We start from the raw sequence: 21,182 nt of genomic DNA, 5'->3' as shown, positions 1-21,182 counted from the left end.
ATAACAAAAAATCACGGTCCCTTTATGCGGATATAAAATTCTAGAGTTATTCTTAATTTACATCTAGAGGGAGGGATCCGAAGTTGTCAAAATTTCAGGCCATAACTTCTTTGTTCATCTTGGTATTTATCATCATTTTCGTAACTTATAAAATCACAGCATTCTCATCCAATCATTCCACAACGAATCATTCCACATCCAACCGCTACATTCAACTACAATTATTAGGGGTTAATGATTTTCACGGCCAACTAAATAAATATCAAATGGTTTCAGGAACCATGGCAGGCGGTGCTGAATACTTGGCTGCCTATTTAAAAAAATATAAACAAGAAAACACAAATACATTACTCGTTCATGCTGGCGATATGGTAGGAGGAAGCCCTCCAATCTCTTCTCAATTTCAAGACGAACCCACGATCGAATTTTTAAACCTCCTGCACTTTGATGTCGGGACACCTGGAAATCATGAATTGGACGAAGGCGTAAATGAAATGAAACGTCTTATTCATGGAGGATTCAATAAAAAAACAGGGTATTTTCAAGGTGCCAATACTGCTTACAGTTCTGCAAATATCATCGACAGAAAGTCGGGCATTCCCTTATTACCACCGTATGTTATTAAACAAATGGACGGAATTGATATTGGGTTTATCGGTGTGGTCACAAAAGAGACCAAGATGTATGTGTCCCCTGAAAATCGAAAAGAAGTAGAAATTACGGATGAAGTTTCAGCTATTAACCGAACCGTAAAGCTTTTAAAGGAAAAAGGAATCGAAGTGATTGTTGTACTGGCACATGATTCAGCTAAATCAGATAAGGCAGGTGCAAATTCCACTGGGGATATAGTGGAGATGGCTCCAAAAATCGATGATGAGGTCGATGTCATTTTTGCGGGTCACAGCCATGAATATGCCAATACGGTTGCAGCCGGTAAACTGATCGTTCAAGCTTATTCTAATGGGAAAGCCTTTTCTCAAGTAAAGCTTGAAATTGACCCGCATTCTAAATTGATTGTTAAGAAACAAGCAAAGATCATTGCCGCTTCACATCACCATATAAAACCGGATGAAGAAACGGTCGCCCTTCTAAATAAATATAGAAAAAGATTGGGGAGCAATTTTAATCAGGTAATAGGGGAAATGCCGGAAGAAATCAGACGAAATCAAGATGCAAACGGTGAATCCCCATTAGCGAAAATGATTGCAGAATCTGAGCGCGAAGCCATGGGGGTAGATATTGCTTTTGTCCATCAAGGCGAAATGCGGAAAAGTTTAAAAAAAGGGAAGATCACTGTAGAAGACCTTTATACAAACGTGCCTATGGGTCATAGTGTCAGTAAGTTAATTTTAACAGGAGAGCAGATAAAACTTGCTTTAGAACAGCAGTGGACGAAAGATTATGAAAATAGGTTACAAACGGTTGGCTTAACGTATGATTGGGAGGCCAAAGCTCCAATTGGCAGCCGAGTCGTTGTGCTGAAAGACAAGAAGGGTCAAGAGATTCAGCCAAACAACGAATATGAAGTAGCGGTTAGTAATTATTTAGCTTCAGGCGGTGATAACTTCACTGCATTTGAACAAGGCAGACTCGTAGAATCCGGTCCGCAAGTTGTCACTGCACTTATACGTCATATCCAACAGAAGTATCCTCCCTATTCATTGAAAGAATGAAGGGGAAACATAACGGGTGCGTTTCTGTATTAAGCAGGAACGCCTTTTCCCTAATGTAAGCAGGTCAGAGCAAATACAAGGAATTTGTCTTCATCCTAGGGAAATATAGTAATGAACTTAAGGGGAAGGTTAGTTGAATAAGAAAAAGGAATAATGAAAAGTAAAATAAGAAGTTGAGTAACATCACTAGAGGGGAGAAAGTAATATGGTTGATATAGATGACCGAACGGTGTTTGAAAATAACGGCATAGATTTTTGGGTTTGTGATTGTATAACAGAACCGGAGTATATGTATAGTGTTGACGGTGAATATGAAACAACTTTAATTGAATTCTGGAAAAACTACAATCGTTTTCCACTTAAGGTTATCCATAACTTTGTAAGGGAAATGGATGATTTAGATAACGATGATAAAGTGTATAGATACCAAATTGACGAGGTTCATTCGATAGATGAACTAAAACAAATACTAGACGATGTTGGGTGGAAATTAACCTTGGAAGACTTTTTTATTACTAATTCGTCAAAGGAAATAAGATTTAAGAAAATTGATAGAGAAACAGTAAAGGGTAAAATTCCGGCACAGTGCCCTCTATTCGAATTAGGTCCAGGCGATACTCTAACAGAAGTGATTATACACGGACATTCTTTTTTAGTTGGTACAAATGACTCTAATTTATCCACGAAAGAACAAGTCAAAAGAATTGTACTATCCTGAAAGCTATTCATAACTTTCGTTGTTGAACTACCGGGTGCGTTTCTTTAAAAAGGAATGCTCTTTTCGTATCCAATTAAAAGGAAGTAAATGTTATTGTTATATTAAAGATGGTTGCTCTTCTATTATAGGTGGAGAAAGCTTTAATAAAATATTAACTTTGGAAGCACACCACTGCAATAAGACTTATAACGAAATTAAGTTCTTGATATATCCCGTCAAGGACATATTATGAAACAGTGCTTTAATAAAGGAGTTGTATAAAATGAATGAAAATAAAGGTACAGAAATAAATCGCTTTTCAAAAGCAGAAAACATTCTACCTCAGATCAATAGTAAAACTAAGCTAGGCGACTTACGAAAAATCGCGAAGGACATTAAAAAAGATCACGAACTAGCTATGGAACTTTGGTCAACCGAAGAGTTTCTGCCCAGACTATTAGCAATCTTAATTATGGACAAAAAACTTCTTTCACAAGATGTGCTAAATAAGCTTGATAAGGATATGCAGACTCACACTTTTGATGAGCGAAATAACTTAATGGATTGGTTAATGGCTAATCAGCTCACCAAAGACAAGAAGAAAATTGCATTGATGGAGTCATGGGAAAATAGTCCTTCTGCTCTTCAAAGGCGAGCTTTCTGGTATTATCAAGGGCGATTGAGATGGACTGGACAAACACCGCCTGATAACACCGCATACTTGCTATCTGCATTAGAAGCTAATATTACGCAGGAAGAACCGGAAGTTCAATGGGCTATGAATTTCACCGCAGGCTGGATAGGCGTTTATGATGAAAAGAATCGTGCACGTTGTATTAAAATTGGTGAGAAAACGGGTCTTTACAAAGATGAAATAGTAGCAAAAGGATGTACTCCCAGCTATTTGCCGGAGTTCATTACAATTGAAGTTAACAAACGACATAATAATTAGTTAACTCTGAAAAATTTATTAGGGTTTAATGCAAAAAATAAAGGAATTCAAAGCCTCAATATGAAAATTGTAATAGGTTTGGACTTCATTTATAACTTTAGAGTTAAACAAGGATAGAACAGAATTAACTATCACTTTGCCAAACGAAAACCGGTCACCTACACAAAAGCAACGATGGATCCGGAAGAGTTTAATCTAGAATTTGAGTGGTGAAAAATCATCCATAAAAAGGTACAAGTGGGTAGAAAAGTTAAAAAATAAGGCGTGTTTTTTTGGGGGGGAATATTGAAAATTAAGATATTTTTAAACAAGTAGTAAAGAGAATTTGTAAAATTAACAATATCCCCCAGAAACCTAAATTTGAAGTTATCGATATCTTAATGGTTATTAGTATAAAGAACCATTTAAAAGATGAGTAGACTTAGATTGTTTTAATATTTTAAATCTGATTTACCGAATAATTGGACCATTAGGGATAAGATTCAATCAACAAATTTACCTCTTTCCAAATTCGGAAAGACTTGGCTAGAGTAACTTTATCTTTTAAAAAAGAAGATTATGATGCTTTAAATGGCAAAATGAAAGAATTTTGTGAATAAATGTACTTAAGCTAACGGGTGCGTTCGTTCTATAAAAGGCTGCCAATTGGCGGCTTTTTTTACAAAACAAAAAAGGAGCTATATAGCTCCTGGTAATTTCAGCCCTTGTTATATATACCAAAAGGCGATGTCAACTTCCGTCATAATAAACATAGGCACAAATTGATCCATTTCCCTTGCCAATCCGTTTACTTCATTTCAAATTCAGTTACCCATCTGTTCGCCGCACTCAACATGAGCCCATATTCTAAACTTTGCCATCAAGATAGTTTAAGGTGTGAGTGAGATAGTTTAATATAAATGGAGGATTAACGCCACGTTGATGATGGACTTTCTGTCTGAAAGATGTAAAATATAGGTTTGATTGAAGTTCATCTTATTTACATAATGGAGCATAATGAAGGTTTAAGTGATAATGCAATCAGGAGGAATTTTTCAATGGCTTTGTCCGAAATGAATAGTAATTTGTTTAGAATGATTAATAATCTAGGTAAACAATACACGGATTTAAATCCTTTCTTTGTATTCATCGCTGAGTACATGATTTTTTTCTTAGCATTCGCAGTCCTGATGTTTTTGTTTTCTCGAAGTATTAAAAATAGAATCATGGTAATCTGTGCATTTATTGCATTAGTTATCTCGGAAATATTGGCGAAAATAGCAGGGCAATTCCACTCGAATTATCAACCTTTTGCTGAGTTGCCCAACGTTAATAAGTTAGTTGAAAAAGCAGTCAATAATTCATTTCCAAGCGACCATACGATCATATTTTTTTCATTTTGCATAACCTTCTGGTTGTTCAAAAGGGGTTGGGGATTTTTATGGGGAATTTTGGCTGTTCTTGTAGGCATTTCGCGAATTTGGGTAGGTGTCCATTATCCATCAGATGTTCTTGTCGGAGCCATCATCAGTATCGTTTCCGCGATGATCGTTTACAAAATTGTTCTTAAGTTAAGTCTGACCAAGAAATTTTTGAGAAATCAAGGGGTGGGAGAACAATCCATTCTATCTGCCCTATCCAAACAAAAGAAAGGTCAGTCAAAGGACTATTAAAAAAGGGTTAAATAATATACAAATTAGCAGACCAAATCGGTCATTGCTTCACTTGCATTTATTGTTTTAGTCTTGTTTCAAGAACCGAACGGAGCAGGACAAAAAATATGTATTTATTAAAAGCTGATTTACTTCTTGAAATGTAATAATTATTAAACAGTAAGTTTTAAACAACGGTTTTTCAAATAAAAGGTCGAAAGTATAACAAAAGGTTGCTAAGGCAGCCTTTTTCTTATGGCACAAAAGGGGCAGGTTAGTTGAATAAAGGGAAAAAAGAATGCAATAGTTTTCATTTTACTTAAAAGCTGTAAGTTATTATAACTAAGCATTTATATTATATAAATAATGACATGACTGTAGGCTATTTTTCATACAATATTTTTGGGGTGGAAAAATGACAAGAGCAAAATACACAAGTTCAGACGTTGACTTAATGGCAAGGATGATGAGAGCAGAAGCCGAAGGTGAAGGAAAACAAGGAATGTTATATGTTGGAAATGTAATTGTGAATCGTCTTGTAGCTAATTGTTTAGACTTTAAAGGTTTAAGAACAATTCCACAAGTCATTTATCAAGTACAAGGAGGAAATTATTCTTTTGAAGCTGTTCAAAAAGGGAATGTATTTTATCAAAGAGCGAGAGGTATTGAAAGAAGATTAGCAGAACAAAATTTGAAGCACTGGAGACAGCATCCGGCTAGATATGCTCTTTGGTATTTTAATCCATATGCTCCATGCCCTCCAACATGGTATGATCAACCACATACTGGTCAATTTAAAGACCATTGTTTTTATGAACCAAAACCTGGAACATGTGATAGTGTTTATAGAGGTTAAGCTTACTCTTTGAGTAAGCTTTTTTTACATATTTAAAATATTTATACATAATAAAACTTTTAATAATAGTTTTATCTAAAAAAGTAAGATTGTGAATTATTGTACTTCAGCTAACGGGTGCTTTACCTGAAGATCAGAGCTGTCTTTAAGGCAGCTTTTTCTTATGCAACTAAAGGGGCAGGATAGATTAGGTACATTTCTTCGCAAAAAAGGCTACCAATTGGCGGCCTTTTGAAAATACGGTTCTTAGCATTATCATACATTCGCATTAAAATGAAAAACTACCCTGTTTGTGTCCACCGTTTATTCGTACTAATGAGGGATTTGTTATGAAAATTAGTCAAACCAGGAATTATAAATCGATCGCTAAATTAAATAAATATGTACACGATTTACATTCAAATTTATACCCTAAATACTTTAAGGAATATAACTTTGAGAATATGAAGGAAGTTTTCAAAAGTCTGGTTAATAACGAAAGTTTCATTTTCCTTTTGTTGGAAGATGTCGAAGAAGCTCTTGGATATGCTTGGATAGAAATAAGAGAATATCCGGAAAATGCGTTTAAAAAAGGATATAAGTCTGTTTATGTACACCAGATTAGAATAGTAGAAACAAAGAGGAATAAGGGTTATGGTTCAAGTCTTATGGAATGTATATATGAAATGGCGAACGATCGAGAAATAGATTTAATAGAATTAGATTATTGGTTTGAGAACAGTGTTGCAAAGGACTTCTATAAAAAGCAAAATTTTATAAAGTACAGAGAATTTGTTTATAAAGAACTGTAATATTTACTGAACTAATAATGTAGGGAGGTAATTTGATGGAATACAGAGGTGCATCAGCTTACAATGATGATAAATTTTTCGAGAATTATATCACCAGAAGAAATCGTGAGGAAAGTCCAAACAATATTATTGAAAAGCCTATATTGCTAGAACTTATTGGTGATGTAGTAGGAAGAAAGGTGTTAGATTTAGGGTGTGGTGAGGCTAAACTTGGTGTTGAACTTCTACAAAAAGGATGTATCTCGTATGACGGTGTAGAAGGTTCAGTAAATATGGTTAGAGAAGCTACTAAAAACCTAAATGGGACAGAGGGTAATGTGCATCTTTCTTCAATGGAAACATGGAATTTTCAATCAGAAAATTATGATTTAGTTGTTTCACGTTTAGCTCTACATTATTTAGCAGAATTAAAGGATATTTTTCAAGAAGTTCATCGTTCTCTTGCAAATAACTGGAAATTTATATTTAGTGTTCAGCATCCTATATTAACTTCATCAATAAAAAGTGCAGTAGCTTCCTCTTCAAAAGCAGATTGGATCGTGGATGATTATTTTAATAGTGGCGAACGAATAGAACCCTGGATTGATAAAAGGGTTGTTAAATATCATCGAACTTTTGAAGAATATTATCAACTTTTAAAGTTAGCTGGATTCAAGATTGAAGATATTAGAGAAGGCACTCCAAGAGTTGAGGAATTTAGCAGTGAAAGTGAATATAAACGTCGAATGAGAATTCCATTATTCTTGATTTTTTCTTGTAAAAAATAAGAGGTTATTTCAATGGTGAATTACTTCAATAAAGGGAGGTTTGCTACGGTAACCTTTTTCTTAATGAACTCCCATGAAAATTAAAAAAGCTCAAAATCCAGAAAAAATCACAACAAAATAGACCCAGTAAAAACGCTTTTTAAAAAAAGGCTGAGCCTTATGAGTAATCTGATTGAGTTTGGTAAAACGTTAAACAAAAACCTCCAATTATAGCAAATTAAGTAGAGGCGCGCGACGACCAAAAAAGGATTAATCTCCCATGAGTGCTACCCATAAAGGGCGCGACAGTCGGTGGTACACCGTGGTCGTCGGAGTCAGACTAACGGATGGGCTCAAAGGCACCATAGTTCAACGACCTTCTTCGCCAGCCATTAAAACATTATCGACATAGAGACCAATTTTCATTCTCTGTGGTGAAGCGCTGATTTTTGCGCTTCATGGATGGCTAACGGGTGCGTTAGTTCAACAAGGAATAATGCATTTGAAATAGAATTTATATAGTACGTCAATTAAGGAAGAAGGCTGAATGATATTGATTAATACAGTTTTTTCATATGTTCTTCTCGGTGTGATAATTTTCTACGCCTTGGAATGGGCAGCTGTTGGTTCAGGTTTTAAGGTACTAATTGGTGGGTGTTTTGGTTTACTTTTATATATAGCTATTCATTTTAGTAAGAACAAAAAAATAATGAGTGATATGGAAGAGCTCGATGACAGGCAATAATATCCTAACAGGTGCCTTACATCAATAAGGGAGTTGCTTTGGCAGCTCTTTTTCTTATGGAACTAAAGGGGCAGGTTAGTTGAATAAGAAATAGATAATAGACCAAATGCGATCCTTCAATCTAAGAATCGCTTTTTTGCGTGATAATTTTAAGGATACTGTATACTTTTTAGCTCTTCTTACGTTATAAAGACGAGAGGAGGAAAATTATTGAAGAGTCGGTTCTCGAATGACCAATTAATTAAAGTAATGAATGAGCTATATTATTATTTAAAAAAGCAAGGTGCTGATTCGGAGACAGCAAAAGATATTGTCCAAGAATCAGTTTATAAGTTGATGATACATATTGAGTCAATTGATACCGACAAACATAAAGCTTGGCTTTTTAGGGTAGCGATAAATTTGTATTACGATTACTGTCGAAAAAATAAAAAATCACAATTCCAACTATTAGACGAAAATCTTGTATCTAATTCAAAATTGATTGAGGATTTAATGATTACAAAAGAAAATCAAAACCAAATAAAAAATACTCTTGAACGCCTACCATTGATATTTAAGCAATTACTCCTTCTTAAATACGATTTGGAATGGTCTTATCAACAGATTGCAGAATATCTAGAAATGAAACCAAGTAGAGTGAAAACATATTTAGCCCGTGCAAGAGCAAAATTTAAAGAATTATATTGGAGGGAAGAAAATGAAAGATCAAAATGAAGAAAACTTGAAATCAATTTTTGATGAAAACTCTTTAGATAAAACATTGAAAAAAGCAAAACGTATTACTTTCTTGAGGACACTTCTAATATCTGCAATTGTATGTATTCTTATAGTTTTTAGTGTTTATAGGGCTAATACTTGGTGGATAAATAAAAAAGGTAGTGAAATAGCTTCTAATCTAATTATAAGAGATGCAGTAATGAAAGCTCCTAATACAATAATATACACGGAAACGATAGATATAGGGTTATTTAAAGGAACAATTAAACGGGAAGTATATAAAGTTATTGAAAATAAAGTAATTCCTTGGGATTCCCAAGAGGTGAATTATGGATTAAAGGGATTTTATTCAACATCGTTTTCATCTTACAGTACAAAGATTGATGATACCACTCAACTAAACTTTCCAAGTGGACAAAGGGAAATGTTATATTATGTTCCGCAATTCAAATACAAAACATATTCTAATGATTTATTAAAACTCAAAGAATACCCAAACGATAAATATATCGAAATGGCAATCTCCTTTGATAAGAGTTATTCATTAAATGAAGTTAAAAAAATGATTCCTAATTCAATCAAACCAACGTGGTTTTGGGTAAATAACTACTCGAAAAAATCCGATTTTAGAGATGAACCTGAATCAGGACAATGGTTATTCGGAATATCAGACCCATCTTCAAAGTTAGGACAAGCATTAAGTACATCTAATGTGAAAAGTGAATCAGACTTCTTAAACCGTTTAAAGAAATCTAATAAGAATGACTACCAATTCATAAGTAAACGCCAAAAAGATGGTTTGATTATAGGTGCAGTTGTTACTGGAACAAAAGAAAATTTACTATTATTGCAAGGACAACCTTATGTAAAGGCATCAAGTATAGGTGCCACTGTAGAAAAATATTAATATAAACAATCAGAAATCAGTGATTTTTATGTAGTTCTTAATGAACTAACGGGTGCTTTACTTCATTACCAGGAGCTGATTCAGCAGCTCCTTTTCTTATGGAACTAAAGGGGCAGGATAGTTGCATAAGAAATTAAAGAAAACAGAGTATTATTACTTTTATAAATAACCAAAAAAACGTTTATTATAGGAATGTTGTTTAAAATTTGAAAAATTAAAGGTGGCAAGACAATTTGAAAAAATGGGAAAATGTAGCGTTTGGTAGTTCAATTTTTATTGTACTAACTTTCCTTCCTCCGTATCTTGATAAAATTGGTATTTCTTTTTGGCTTAAATCGGTATGTATAATTGCTGTACTTTTTGGTGTTCTTTTTATTGTATCTAAAATCAAATTCCTTCAGAAATCGGTAACAAGAAAAGTAGGCTGGCGACTTTGATTACAGTATTTATTTTCTTAGCTGTTTTGGCTAATTTAATCAACTAACGGGTGCGTTAGTTGAGAACTGGGGCTGCCATTTGGTGGCCTTTTTGCTTAATGAACTAAAGGGGCAGGATAGTTCTATAGTGCAACAAATAAAAATATTGACAAAAAATATTTTATGTGTTATGATTAAATATTTGTTATTGAAACCTCCTTAGTTAATTGGTAAATTAAACTAAACAGTTATTTAGATATGCAATTAATTAATAATTTTGGAGGGAATTTAATGAGAATAGCTAATGGAGTTGAAATGCTTGAGTTAGAAGCTGAAGCGTTTGGAGGGAAAGCAGTCATACACCCGACGCTTCTCTGGGATGATAAAGAAGCTATTTTGATAGATACAGGAATGCCAGGACAATATAAGCAAATAATCTCAGCAATGGACAGAATAGGTTTATCATTAGATAAATTAAAAGCAGTTATATTAACACATCAAGATATTGACCATATTGGAAGTGTGCCCGAAATCATAAAGGCAACTAAAGGAAGTATTGAAGTATTCGCTCATGAACTTGATAAGCCATACATAGAAGGGGAAATTTCTCTTATTAAAACGAACCCTAAAAGTATGGCTAAGATTTTGGACTCTCTTCCAGAGGACCAATCAAGAATAATGCTTGAACTTTGTAAAAATCCTCCAAAAGCTAAAATTGATACTACTTTATCGGACGGTCAAGAACTACCCTATTTCGGTGGGATAAAAGTTCTATTTACTCCTGGACATACCCCTGGACATATTAGCCTTTATTTGAAAAAAAGTAGAGTTCTTGTTGCTGCTGATGCAATGATTTGTATAGATGGGAATCTAAGAGGACCCGTTGAGCAAACAACACTCGATATGGACACTGCGATTTCTTCTTTAGATAAATTTTTAAGGTACGATATTGAATCTGTAATTTGCTACCACGGGGGAGTATGTAATAATAAGGTTCATACCCAAATTGAAAATATCATTAAAAACTTATAGAACTATCAGAAGCGATTCTTCATTAAGAGAGATCGCTTTTTCTTATGGCACTAAAGGGGCAGATTACTTCAAGATATGAAGGTATAATAAGATGTTAAGAGGTGATTAAAAAATGGCTAATGAAAAGTTATTTACAGCTATTTATATTCCAGAGACACCTTTTGTCAATGGAGAATTAAAGCCTAAAAAGGCAAAGAAATATAACTTTGAATTGTCAGTAAGTAAAAAAATGGTAAGTAATCTTTATCATTTTATTTATAAAAGGGAAGAAAAACAAATTCACAGTTATTATTTCGAGGATTTAGAAGATGGCTTGGAAAGATATTTGTTTGTGGAAAATAATGATTTATATGATGACTTTGTTTCGCAGTTTTGGGGCGGAGGACAAAGGTATTGGGAAAGTGGTATGGACGTTTATTTAGATGTAGATAGTCCTGAAGAGGTATTCGAACATTTAAACCATGTAGTTAACAATAGATTTTATGATGAGGATGAACCTATGCCTATGTGCCATATTTTTGGTCAGCAAATGTGGCATAGTGACGCTTACCTTATTGCAAATCGAACAGCTTTATTGGAATTAAAAGAGGCGATTGATGTTGCCTTAAAGCATGAAGAAACAAGATTGGGTCTAATGCCTTCTGATGACGAGGGATATGATTTATTCATTAAATGTGTTGAAGATGATTTTGAATGGGAAGAGTTAGAAATGCCTTATCATGATAGAGAATGTTATGTACCTGATGAATCGGTAGGTCTTCCTCCAAATAAAACTTTTAAAAAATATAAACTTTAGAATCCAATCTGCAAGTTGTTTTCTTAATGAACTAACGGGTGCTTTACTTCATTAAGGGAGGTTGCTGTGGCAGCCTTTTTTCTTATGGAGCTAAAGGGGCAGGATACTTGAAGAAGAGCTATGTTAAAAGCCAAACCATTATTACTAATTTATGGTAACATTAAATTAATGAATTTTATTAGGAGAGCTAAAATTATGGGTATTATACTTTCAATTTTTTACGGCTTTGTTGGGTTATTTATTCTATATATAGTTATTGAAACAGCAGTAAGGAAAGGAATAAACAGTTCAATAATTGGTCAATTTCTTGAAAATAAGTATGGAATTAAAGAAGATAAAAAGTCTTTTCTTGATGATGATTTAGATAATGATAAATAAATTGGATTTTTAGCTAACGGGTGGATCAGATATGAAATTCGGAAAAAGTCTAAAGGAGTTAAAATAATGAAGGTACTTATGAGGTATTTTATGTTAATTACTATTTTAACAATAATTTGTGGTTGTCAAAAAAACTATTCTGGAGAATATGTACAATGGGGAGATACTGTTGAGAATGTTGACACAAAAAAATTAAAGGAAAATGATATCCCATACAAAATAAAGGATAATAAAGTGTTTATTCCCGAAGATGCTGCAAAAAAGGCAACTTTTTGCTGTACATAATACAATAATTTTTTTCCTTAAGAAACTAATGTTTAAAGTAATAGTTAAAAAGGAAAATATCATTTTGGACAAGAACAGATTGTGAAATAAGGATCGGAGCTGCCTTTAAGGCAACCTTTTCTTAATGAACTATCGGGGCAGGATAGTTGAAGAGAACTGTTTCATCTTTATTCAACAATTGGGCCATTTAATTGAACATATAGATGGAGTTTAAGGATCAAAAGAAAAACCCTATATTAACAGGGTTTTTATCAAACTTTATTTTAAATCAACAGAAGTATTTCTCCCTCCATTTTTATTTTTATCATCGAAAATTTCCAAACCAAGCTTCTGCATTGCAATCATTATATATAGTACTACCTGTAGTACATCTTAGCTCTATTCTATATTCTCCTTGCCTGGTAATCATAAGAGCATCCTTATAAAACCTCTTCCCAGCTGAGAGATAACCTTGGTCTACTATCTCATTAGACCAAATGTTTACAAATCTATAATGTATCGTTCGAGTTCCTTTATTATGAACTCTCATGTCGAAGACTTGACCAAACCACATATGTCTTACTGGTGTATATTCGCATGTTTGTCCTGGCTGCAGTAATCCATCTCCACCACGGCTCGACGGACAATTATAAGTTAATGCACTAGCTTCTGGTACTGGTGTAACAAAAATAATTGAGGAAGCTATCATTGTAACCGCGCTAATTGTAGCAAACAATTTTTTAAGTTTCTTCATCTTTTCCTTTTCTTCATCTCCTCTTTAAAACTACATAAGCTCAACATCAATGCGTATACCACATTATTTTCTTGATAAGAAAGAGACCTAATAAGTAATAGTAAGGTAACCGCTGAAGTAATAATTAGACCAAGAATCACGAATGTCTACATAATATTTTTGATATTTTGCTAACCCACTGAATCTTGCATAGGGAAGTGCACCTCCACCTGTATTAGTAAAACCTTTATATCCTGTACAGCCAACACCGCCCGGTTTACACAATCGGACACTAAGCATACTTGTATCCCACCATTTTTCCTTAACACCATTATTGCGGTTAATCTTATAAAGGCTTGTTAAATCTACTTCAACAGTATTTAAGTATTGTGTTGTCACACTTCCATCCCAGGCGCCATCCTCAGTTCTCCAATATTGTGGATCAGTCATAGTAGCACTTGCTTTTGGTGCTGAAAACCCCAATAGAGATAATCCCATAATCACAGAAACAACCATAGTTTTCCATTTCTTTTTGAACCCTTGAGTTAATGTCATTAACAGCACACTCCTTTATAATTGGTTTTAAGCACCAACTAGTCGGTACTTATTAATAAATTATATAAAAGGTAATGTATTCCAATCAATGAAAATATACAAAATTTTCTAAAAAGGTTATTTTAGGTTAAATTATTTTCAAAAGCAATCAGAAGACACCATTAACAAATTAATCCAATCAGGAATTGAACTATTTTCTAAACAAGGTTATTCAAGAACAAGCATTGATCAAATTGGAAAACACGCTGGTTATTCAAAAGGAGCTTTTTATGCTCATTTTTCAAGTAAAGAGGAATTCATGCTAAAGTTAATAAAAGAAGGTATTGATTTCTATTTTGAAGATTTAAGGAAGCTCTTAATGGAAAGGATCGAGATTCACTAAATAAATTTAAAGAATATTCTATGCGTTTGGTAAATGAAGCTTATGAAAAGGGTCTTCTCCTATGCTTCTTCAAGGATGTATGATTTCAAATGAATTCCCACAGATAAAAGAAAGGCTTATTCTTCAGATGGAGGAATGGAGAACATATTTTACACATTTTATTCAAGAAATGAAAAATGAAGGTATTGTCGGAAGTCCATTGGATGCTAGAACTTTAGCAACTGCAGGAAGGGCTCTATTTAATGGTTTTAACTTGCAACACTTTGTTGATAATCGAATTCAAATTCAGGATACATTAACTGTTGTTATTGAGCTGTTTCAACTCCAAGAACCTAATAAGAAATAACGGCTATTGATTGACAATAAAAACGTTTAAATACTAATAAAGTTGTTTCAAAAAATGCCAGTCATGTTATTCCATAAAAGGGCGCAATTCTTGAAGAAGTTTCGCTTTTCTTATAGAACTAACGGGTGCAATAGTTCTTTAAAGAGCTGTGACGATCACTCTTTTTCTTGTGGAGCTAACGGGGTAATTTTTAATATAATAAGAATTATAGATAGTATAAAGGACCGGAAATTCACTATATTAAAGGTGGGAAATGACATGGCAAGAAAGTACCGATTATTTCAAATTGATTCATTTACGAAAGAAAAATTATCAGGTAATCCTGCTGGTGTAATTACAAATGCAGATGGGTTATCTTCGGGTGAGATGCAGAGGATTGCTAGAGAGCTTAACAATTCGGAAACGGCATTTATATTTAAATCAGACAATAGCGAATCTGATGTACATATTCGTTTTTTTACGCCTACTCATGAGGTTCCCATCTGTGGACATGCGACGATTGCTGCCCACTATGCTCGTGCAGTTGAAAATAGTTTAAATACAGGTAAAGTTTATCATAAAACTGGTGCCGGCATTTTACCAGTCGATGTGATTAATGAAGGTAATGATTACAAAATTATAATGACCCAGGGTAGTATAAGTTTTGATGCGGTAATTGATGGTCTAGCTTTAGAAAACATATTTACAGCTTTCAATATTAGTGAAAATGATTTATTAGAAGATTGTCCAGTACAAATCGTTTCTACCGGGCATTCCAAGGTGATGATTGGAATTAAAAATTCGGAACTTCTTCACCGATTAAACCCTAATATGGATTTACTAACAAAAGTCAGTGGATTAATTAATTGCAATGGTTTCTATGTGTTTACGATGAATGCTCCCGACTCTGATATTTTAATTCATGGAAGAATGTTTGCTCCTGCAATTGGAATTAACGAAGACCCTGTTACAGGTAATGCGAACGGTCCTTTAGGCGCATACTTGATACATCATAGACTTGTCAAACATGATAATAATTTATTTAGTTTTAAAGCAGTGCAGGGCGAAGCTATAAAACGGGCAGGTATCATTGATGTTCAAGTGAAAATTTGTAATCAGGAGCCAGAGGAAGTAAGAATTGCAGGAAATGCTGTAATCGTATTTAAGTCCGAGTTATTACTTGATTAGCATTTCACATGAAAAATTGAATCGAAATGGATCTTTATTAATACGAATTTCAGTCATTGTAAACTGTAAATAATAATAAAGTTATTTCTATGACGGTGAATTTTGTATTATTTTTAATGGGGGAATTTGTGAAATAATACACTCAAACTAACGGGTGCGTTAGTTGATTAAGGAACACAAAAAAGATCAATCTTTTTAATAGTATAAGGGCATGTTTTGATTAATCTTTTTTCAAAACATGCCCTTACTATTTATTCATTTATCAAGGTTGTTTGTATTAATTTGATCAAACTTTGTGGTGATCCCATGATCCGTTCTTTTTTTTATTTTTACTCTGTATAAATTAATCGCTCCCAAAGCTACAGATATTCCGGTCAAATATAGGGCATGTTGATAACTGTTCAATAGATTAACGACTAAACCGAATAAAGAGGGTGCTATGACAATGAATAATTGATTTAATGTCAATGCTGAACTCACCGTTAAACCTATAAAACGTGAATCCGATTGCTCTGTGATACAAGCAATAAAAATGGAATACCAACCAATGGCTACAAAACCCAAAAGAAAACAAAATAATAGCATCAAGATTTCCATTTCAACAGTCAGGATGAGTGGCAGCATCACTGTAAGAATTACGGTAACAGCCATCACAATAAGCAATAATCTTTCCCTTTTACCTTCAAAGAATTGATCACTCGCCCATGCGATGACTACCCGTCCAACCATACCACCTATTAAAACGACGCTTAAATATTTTCCTGCCTCTGTTAATGCATAGCCCCCTTCGTTATGCAAATAACTCATAAAATGCCCAATGATAATCATCTGTAATGACATCATCACAACACCCACTATATACATCGGATATAACTCTTTATTATTCTTGATGACACTCATTTTCTCCTTGAACCCGACCGAGGTTGATCCCGTTTTACCCGTTCTTTCTGGTTCGTTATATAATATTAGGAAGAGCAGCCCTCCCATTATTGCTACGATACCTTGTACTACATGTACTGATGACAAATTGAAATGATAATATGTATAGGATAAAACTACAGAGGCTAGAGATCCTCCAAGCGGTATTCCCGTCTGTCTTATCCCTAGAGCCAGACCTCTATGTTCGTTTGGAAACCATTTTACGATGGCCGTGCTTCCACCGGTTTGAGCACTTCCGTACCATATACCGACCAACAATAATAAAAGCAGCAATACAATATAATCATTAACAAAAACTAGCGTTAAAGCTGAGAGACCCAATAAAATGTTCCCCCACCCGATAATGTGTTTTTCCCCTTTTTTATCCATCAAGTAACCGAACGCCAGCATTGAAAACATCGGACCAATATTGACCGCTGAAACAATGAAGCCTGTTTGAAGTGGTGTTAAATTCCATTCAATTTGATAAAATGCAGCGATGGGTCCCATGCCATATGTCACAAAGGTTGCTGCAGTTTGGGATAACGTGGCCACCAATACGATTAACCATTTATAATATGTATGCATTAAGAAATTCTCCCCCTATGCTTGATGTATCGTTCAATAATAATTCGGTGGGATAAATTCTTATTTTTAGCTTCTAGCATTATCTAGTCTCCCTTACTTATTAACTAACTAGAGTTTACTCTGACTGCCCAGAAGCGTAAAATGGAGGAAAATGATAGGGGTCATAAATTTTTTTTATAGGGTGTGCCAACTATATGAACATCAAAGAAATAGCATTGAAAATTGAAATATTAAACCGTCAAAATTTAAGTAAGTCTGCAGAAATCACGAACTATACTCAATCCGCCCTTACGGCTAAAGTGAAAAAAATAGAGTCGGAAATTGGAAAACTTGTTTTTAAACGCACGCCCCAAGGATTGAAAATCACTAGCGTAGGAATACAGTATAAAAACTATCTTCAACTTATTTCACAAGAGTACGAAGAATTTTTACAAAACATTGGTGCCATTCAAACTAACTCTAAAGTGGATTTTGGCACATCACATACAACTTTGAAAATCTATGGTGCCCATATCGTGAATACTTTGAATATGAACGACATTCAAATGGAAGTGGATTTCGCCGTAGATTCCAGTAATGCCATAAACCAAAAAGTGCACAATTCCGAATTAGATTGTGCACTCATTAGTGAACCTATTAAGAAATATCCCGACTTAACTTATGAAATCGTTGCAACTGAAACATTCGAGGTCATTTCAAGTAAGGACCATATCATCAATTTTGATTGGGAAACACCTATTACATTGCTCGTATTGAGTATAGGTTGTATGTATACAAGAGCTGTGACCGAATGGCTTATGAATAATCAAATACCATATAAATTAAAAGAAATAAAATCAATCAGCAGTATCCAAGATTTTTTGCAAATCAGCAATACCATTGCAGTATTGAATACTAAGCTTATAGAATTATATAACTATACAAACATTCACTATTACAAATTAAGCTTTAACAATGTCATTAATACCGTTTTCGTTTATAAGATAAACGACGGCGACCAGAACAATATCGTACAATTAAAAAATGTTCTGAAGACGATTGGTTAATTATTAAAAAGGGGTTTTATCTTTAGAGTTGCTGAGGCAGCCTTTTTCTTATGGCACTAACGGGGCAGGTTAGTTTAGGATCAAGAACTGGATCCATACTAAAAGTAAATGAGTTTTTTTATTAATGGAGAAAAAACTGAAATTTACATTGTTTAACTCAAAAGTAATGTTTGAAAAACGGAGTGCCAAAGAAGTGGCGTTCCGTTTTTCTTATTATATATTTGCATTTTAGTAAGGAGAGTATGGAATATTATAATTTAAATCGTAAGGATATGGTGGATAATAAGGGTAGGGTGGATAATAATATCCAAATCCAGGACCTGGAGCCAATAATGCTCCAGCAGCAAGACCACCTAAGAAGCCTAAGCCAAATCCGAATCCTGGGCGTACGCGTTAATAATCATTGATCAAAGCAATTCCTCCCTCTATCATTTCAATTCAATAAAGGATATGCATTAATAGCCTATATGATTGGGTCTCTACCCCAATGTTTTAAATTTACATTACAAAAAGCCTTGTGGTTTACAGTTGGAATTGAGGAGGCGTGGCTAGGGTCAATTTTAAGGGTGGGGAAGGTCAGGTTGTTTGATAGTTTGGTTCAAATATTGGCGTGGTGTACCATAAAAAGCAACCTGCCTATATTGCGGATAAATGGATAAGTAATGGATAAAGATGGGTGCATCGACGAGGAGGGGATAGTGTACGTAAAATTGACGATCACCATAGACAATTCCATTAAGTGCTGTAGCCATTTCTTTTTTTAATATTTTAAAACGAGTGTCTGCAAATTTTTGACTGAACTCTCCACCATCTACATACGCTTTTCCTATTAAATTTAAACAACCATGTGAATCTTTTTTCCATTCTGCTAATACTTCGTCACGCATTTTGGGGTTAATGGATTTGTAGTTGTACATATATCCAATATCCAAAAATAACTCTGCTGTAATATCTGAATGTGTGAGAGTATATTTTCTTCCTTCAACTGGCTGAGCGAAAGTGGTAGGTGGAATAAGTTTGACGGATAATTTCTGAGGATTAAAAACGGACATATACAATCCCCCTATATTTAAAATCAATGTGCTTGATTCCCATAGATAAACATAAATTTAGATGTATTACTTTATGTGGGTCAATAACTATATGACTGTATTGGTGCCTAGGAAGGATATAACGATTCATAGATGGCTAACGATGGCTTTAGCTCAAGAATGATCGCTTCAGCGTTCTTTTTCTTTATTCAAGTAAAGGATTAGTTTAACGCAGCCTCAGGATTAAACTTGTGTTCGTTGGGGAATTTATTCTAATTTCAGTTTAAAGAACGCTAACCGAAATGATTAACGCTCTATACGTGATGGAAGGGAACACGCAGGTGGCGGATACCTGGTGATTACAGAATTAGATTCAAAAAAAAATGATCTCTGATTATGAAAGCCCACTCGCTTCTAAAGTAAGACTGAACGATACGATTACGAAGGTCATGCGAGGTGTTTTAATATAGAGTTGGAGTCGGTGGAGAACAATGGAAGGAAACAATATCTCTTAAAGCAACCGAATAATGATTCCATCTTCCTCCGAAAAACCTATAGCCATAAACTCTTGACTCCCCGACAGTCGTTAAAAAAAACCAGAAATTGTCTCCGTTTCTAAGCCACAAATACGTGAAACGATACAAACAATTTTGAAGACCCCAGGGATTCAGGGCATAGGGTAGCATTTGTCGTATATATACCATAATTCGAGGTTCACTCCTTATTTAATTAGACTTATAACCAGTTTATGCTCAGGGACAAATCTTGGATTGGGTGTATGCCTAATAGCCCACCTAAATTCAAATATGAATAAAGAAGCTTATATGAAATTGTTTAAGGATTGGGCAACTATTTTTATTGAGAACGGTATCTCTAATCCAAAGGAAATTATGAACAGTTTAAATAGGCTATGGAGATGTTCAACTAACGGGGCAGGATAGTTCTAGAAGCGTAGCTTATTCGAACCGTGACTATTGACTACTTTTATCAAAACACCTAAAATTTAGTAATGGTATTAATTAGGCGGTGTGAATTTGTTAACTAATATAGGAATTCCAGGATTAATTCTATCTTCTCTTTGCGTAATATTAGTTTTGATTTTACTAAGAAAACTAGTGCAATCTATTAGACGGTAAAACCGTCTTTTTTTTGTCACAGTATATGTCACCTCTACAATAAGTCTTATGGAACTAACGGGGCAGGATCGCCGCCACAGAAGTTTCTTATGCAGCTAAAGGATCAGGTTAGTAGAATAAGGTTTTTGGAACTTTTTAAAGTAATATCCTCTAAAAATAAGGGGGAGGGCGATAAAATGTGATGTGTTTTTATTGGTATAACACTTCTTCTTTTGGTAATTGCAGGATGTCAATCAAATAATATTGAGGAAGTAGAACTTATTTATCGTTTAAAGTTATTCCCCCATGGCAAAAATGTTTTAAAAAAGAGGTGATTTATTATAGCTACTATTAAAGTTAATGATAATGGTTCATTACGTGTATCAGGGAATGTAGAGCTAGTCGATGGTGAAGGGAATAAAATTGAAACAAAAGAAGCCTTTTCCCTATGCAGATGTGGACTTTCCGATAATAAACCTTTTTGTGACGGATCCCACAAAAGTAATTTCGAAAGCGTAGTTAGGGCAGAATAAAGCTAGTGGGACAGAAGCTTTAGGGCACCCTTTTGGGAAATCGAACCCCAAAAGGCCGCCCGATTCATTTTTCTTTTACGAAGAGTATGTTGTTGAACTATCGGGTGCGTTAGTTCATTAAGGATCACAAAAATAATCAAACTTTTTTATAAAATAATCAAGAA

General features: G+C 34.2%; 24 protein-coding genes. 20 read left to right on the top strand and 4 right to left on the bottom strand.

Going from position 1 to position 21,182, the window contains the following annotated elements; genetic code table 11:
• Positions 1-83: 83 nt before the first annotated feature.
• From NYE65_RS08930 to NYE65_RS08860, 15 genes are all read left to right on the top strand, one after another.
• Positions 84-1,673, top strand: coding sequence for a bifunctional metallophosphatase/5'-nucleotidase (locus NYE65_RS08930; RefSeq protein WP_328178517.1), 1,590 nt, complete (start codon positions 84-86; stop codon positions 1,671-1,673).
• 205 nt (positions 1,674-1,878) lie between these two features.
• Positions 1,879-2,391 (top strand): hypothetical protein, encoded by a 513-nt coding sequence (locus NYE65_RS08925; RefSeq protein ID WP_340860612.1) that lies wholly within the window; start codon positions 1,879-1,881, stop codon positions 2,389-2,391.
• A gap of 262 nt (positions 2,392-2,653) precedes the next feature.
• Entirely contained in the window at positions 2,654-3,322 is a 669-nt protein-coding gene (locus NYE65_RS08920) for a DNA alkylation repair protein (protein ID WP_328178519.1), read from the top strand.
• Positions 3,323-4,359: 1,037 nt separating this feature from the next.
• Complete coding sequence (locus NYE65_RS08915; protein ID WP_340860610.1) at positions 4,360-4,974, top strand: undecaprenyl-diphosphatase; 615 nt, start codon at positions 4,360-4,362, stop codon at positions 4,972-4,974.
• Between the two features lie 394 nt (positions 4,975-5,368).
• The gene (locus NYE65_RS08910) at positions 5,369-5,809 is read left to right on the top strand and encodes a cell wall hydrolase (RefSeq protein WP_034310898.1); all 441 of its coding nucleotides are present in this window, start codon (positions 5,369-5,371) and stop codon (positions 5,807-5,809) included.
• 329 nt (positions 5,810-6,138) lie between these two features.
• Entirely contained in the window at positions 6,139-6,600 is a 462-nt protein-coding gene (locus NYE65_RS08905; RefSeq protein ID WP_340860608.1) for a GNAT family N-acetyltransferase, read from the top strand.
• A 35-nt stretch (positions 6,601-6,635) separates the two neighbouring features.
• Positions 6,636-7,367 carry a class I SAM-dependent DNA methyltransferase gene (locus NYE65_RS08900; protein WP_340860607.1) on the top strand — a complete coding sequence of 244 codons (732 nt, stop codon included), beginning with the start codon at positions 6,636-6,638 and terminating at the stop codon, positions 7,365-7,367.
• 526 nt (positions 7,368-7,893) lie between these two features.
• On the top strand, positions 7,894-8,091 hold the full coding sequence (locus NYE65_RS08895) for a hypothetical protein (RefSeq protein WP_054399311.1): 198 nt from the start codon (positions 7,894-7,896) through the stop codon (positions 8,089-8,091).
• 210 nt (positions 8,092-8,301) lie between these two features.
• Positions 8,302-8,808, top strand: a complete 507-nt coding sequence (locus NYE65_RS08890) for an RNA polymerase sigma factor (RefSeq protein WP_340860602.1) — start codon at positions 8,302-8,304, stop codon at positions 8,806-8,808.
• A complete protein-coding gene (locus NYE65_RS08885; protein WP_340860600.1) occupies positions 8,792-9,718 on the top strand; it encodes an anti sigma factor C-terminal domain-containing protein in 927 nt (308 codons plus the stop codon). The genes NYE65_RS08890 and NYE65_RS08885 overlap by 17 nt, the downstream gene beginning before the upstream one ends.
• A 233-nt stretch (positions 9,719-9,951) precedes the next feature.
• Complete coding sequence (locus NYE65_RS08880) at positions 9,952-10,155, top strand: hypothetical protein (RefSeq protein ID WP_340860598.1); 204 nt, start codon at positions 9,952-9,954, stop codon at positions 10,153-10,155.
• 270 nt (positions 10,156-10,425) lie between these two features.
• Positions 10,426-11,166: an MBL fold metallo-hydrolase gene (locus NYE65_RS08875; protein WP_340860596.1), complete on the top strand. Its 741-nt coding sequence runs from the start codon at positions 10,426-10,428 to the stop codon at positions 11,164-11,166.
• 112 nt (positions 11,167-11,278) lie between these two features.
• The gene (locus NYE65_RS08870) at positions 11,279-11,962 is read left to right on the top strand and encodes a hypothetical protein (RefSeq protein ID WP_264896878.1); all 684 of its coding nucleotides are present in this window, start codon (positions 11,279-11,281) and stop codon (positions 11,960-11,962) included.
• 195 nt (positions 11,963-12,157) lie between these two features.
• Positions 12,158-12,340 carry a hypothetical protein gene (locus NYE65_RS08865; RefSeq protein WP_317779271.1) on the top strand — a complete coding sequence of 61 codons (183 nt, stop codon included), beginning with the start codon at positions 12,158-12,160 and terminating at the stop codon, positions 12,338-12,340.
• Between the two features lie 66 nt (positions 12,341-12,406).
• A complete protein-coding gene (locus tag NYE65_RS08860; protein ID WP_340860592.1) occupies positions 12,407-12,625 on the top strand; it encodes a hypothetical protein in 219 nt (72 codons plus the stop codon).
• 304 nt (positions 12,626-12,929) lie between these two features.
• On the opposite strand, the gene NYE65_RS08855 is transcribed toward NYE65_RS08860, so the two are convergent.
• Both NYE65_RS08855 and NYE65_RS08850 read right to left on the bottom strand, forming a co-directional pair.
• Positions 12,930-13,358, bottom strand: coding sequence for a hypothetical protein (locus NYE65_RS08855; RefSeq protein WP_340860591.1), 429 nt, complete (start codon positions 13,356-13,358; stop codon positions 12,930-12,932).
• A gap of 87 nt (positions 13,359-13,445) precedes the next feature.
• A complete protein-coding gene (locus tag NYE65_RS08850) occupies positions 13,446-13,892 on the bottom strand; it encodes a hypothetical protein (RefSeq protein ID WP_289317031.1) in 447 nt (148 codons plus the stop codon).
• A 160-nt stretch (positions 13,893-14,052) separates the two neighbouring features.
• Between NYE65_RS08850 and NYE65_RS08845 the strand changes: the two genes are divergently transcribed.
• The 3 genes from NYE65_RS08845 to NYE65_RS08835 all read left to right on the top strand — a co-directional run bounded on the left by NYE65_RS08845 (position 14,053) and on the right by NYE65_RS08835 (position 15,787).
• Positions 14,053-14,274, top strand: a complete 222-nt coding sequence (locus NYE65_RS08845) for a TetR/AcrR family transcriptional regulator (protein ID WP_340862115.1) — start codon at positions 14,053-14,055, stop codon at positions 14,272-14,274.
• Between the two features lie 61 nt (positions 14,275-14,335).
• Positions 14,336-14,620: a hypothetical protein gene (locus tag NYE65_RS08840; RefSeq protein WP_340860587.1), complete on the top strand. Its 285-nt coding sequence runs from the start codon at positions 14,336-14,338 to the stop codon at positions 14,618-14,620.
• Between the two features lie 258 nt (positions 14,621-14,878).
• Positions 14,879-15,787: a PhzF family isomerase gene (locus tag NYE65_RS08835; protein ID WP_340860585.1), complete on the top strand. Its 909-nt coding sequence runs from the start codon at positions 14,879-14,881 to the stop codon at positions 15,785-15,787.
• 255 nt (positions 15,788-16,042) lie between these two features.
• Here NYE65_RS08835 and NYE65_RS08830 read toward each other — a convergent pair whose 3' ends face one another.
• Positions 16,043-17,293 carry an MFS transporter gene (locus NYE65_RS08830; protein ID WP_328178689.1) on the bottom strand — a complete coding sequence of 417 codons (1,251 nt, stop codon included), beginning with the start codon at positions 17,291-17,293 and terminating at the stop codon, positions 16,043-16,045.
• Between the two features lie 194 nt (positions 17,294-17,487).
• Between NYE65_RS08830 and NYE65_RS08825 the strand changes: the two genes are divergently transcribed.
• Positions 17,488-18,339 carry a LysR family transcriptional regulator gene (locus tag NYE65_RS08825; protein ID WP_340860583.1) on the top strand — a complete coding sequence of 284 codons (852 nt, stop codon included), beginning with the start codon at positions 17,488-17,490 and terminating at the stop codon, positions 18,337-18,339.
• Between the two features lie 560 nt (positions 18,340-18,899).
• On the opposite strand, the gene NYE65_RS08820 is transcribed toward NYE65_RS08825, so the two are convergent.
• Positions 18,900-19,391 carry a staygreen family protein gene (locus NYE65_RS08820; RefSeq protein WP_340860581.1) on the bottom strand — a complete coding sequence of 164 codons (492 nt, stop codon included), beginning with the start codon at positions 19,389-19,391 and terminating at the stop codon, positions 18,900-18,902.
• 1,432 nt (positions 19,392-20,823) lie between these two features.
• On the opposite strand from NYE65_RS08820, the gene NYE65_RS08815 reads away from it, so the two are divergent.
• Complete coding sequence (locus NYE65_RS08815) at positions 20,824-21,018, top strand: CDGSH iron-sulfur domain-containing protein (protein ID WP_081109037.1); 195 nt, start codon at positions 20,824-20,826, stop codon at positions 21,016-21,018.
• Positions 21,019-21,182 lie beyond the last annotated feature (164 nt).

Source organism: Peribacillus sp. FSL R5-0717, assembly GCF_038002945.1.
Classification (GTDB): domain Bacteria; phylum Bacillota; class Bacilli; order Bacillales; family DSM-1321; genus Peribacillus; species Peribacillus frigoritolerans.
This window is presented reverse-complemented; position numbering and strand designations above follow the sequence as displayed.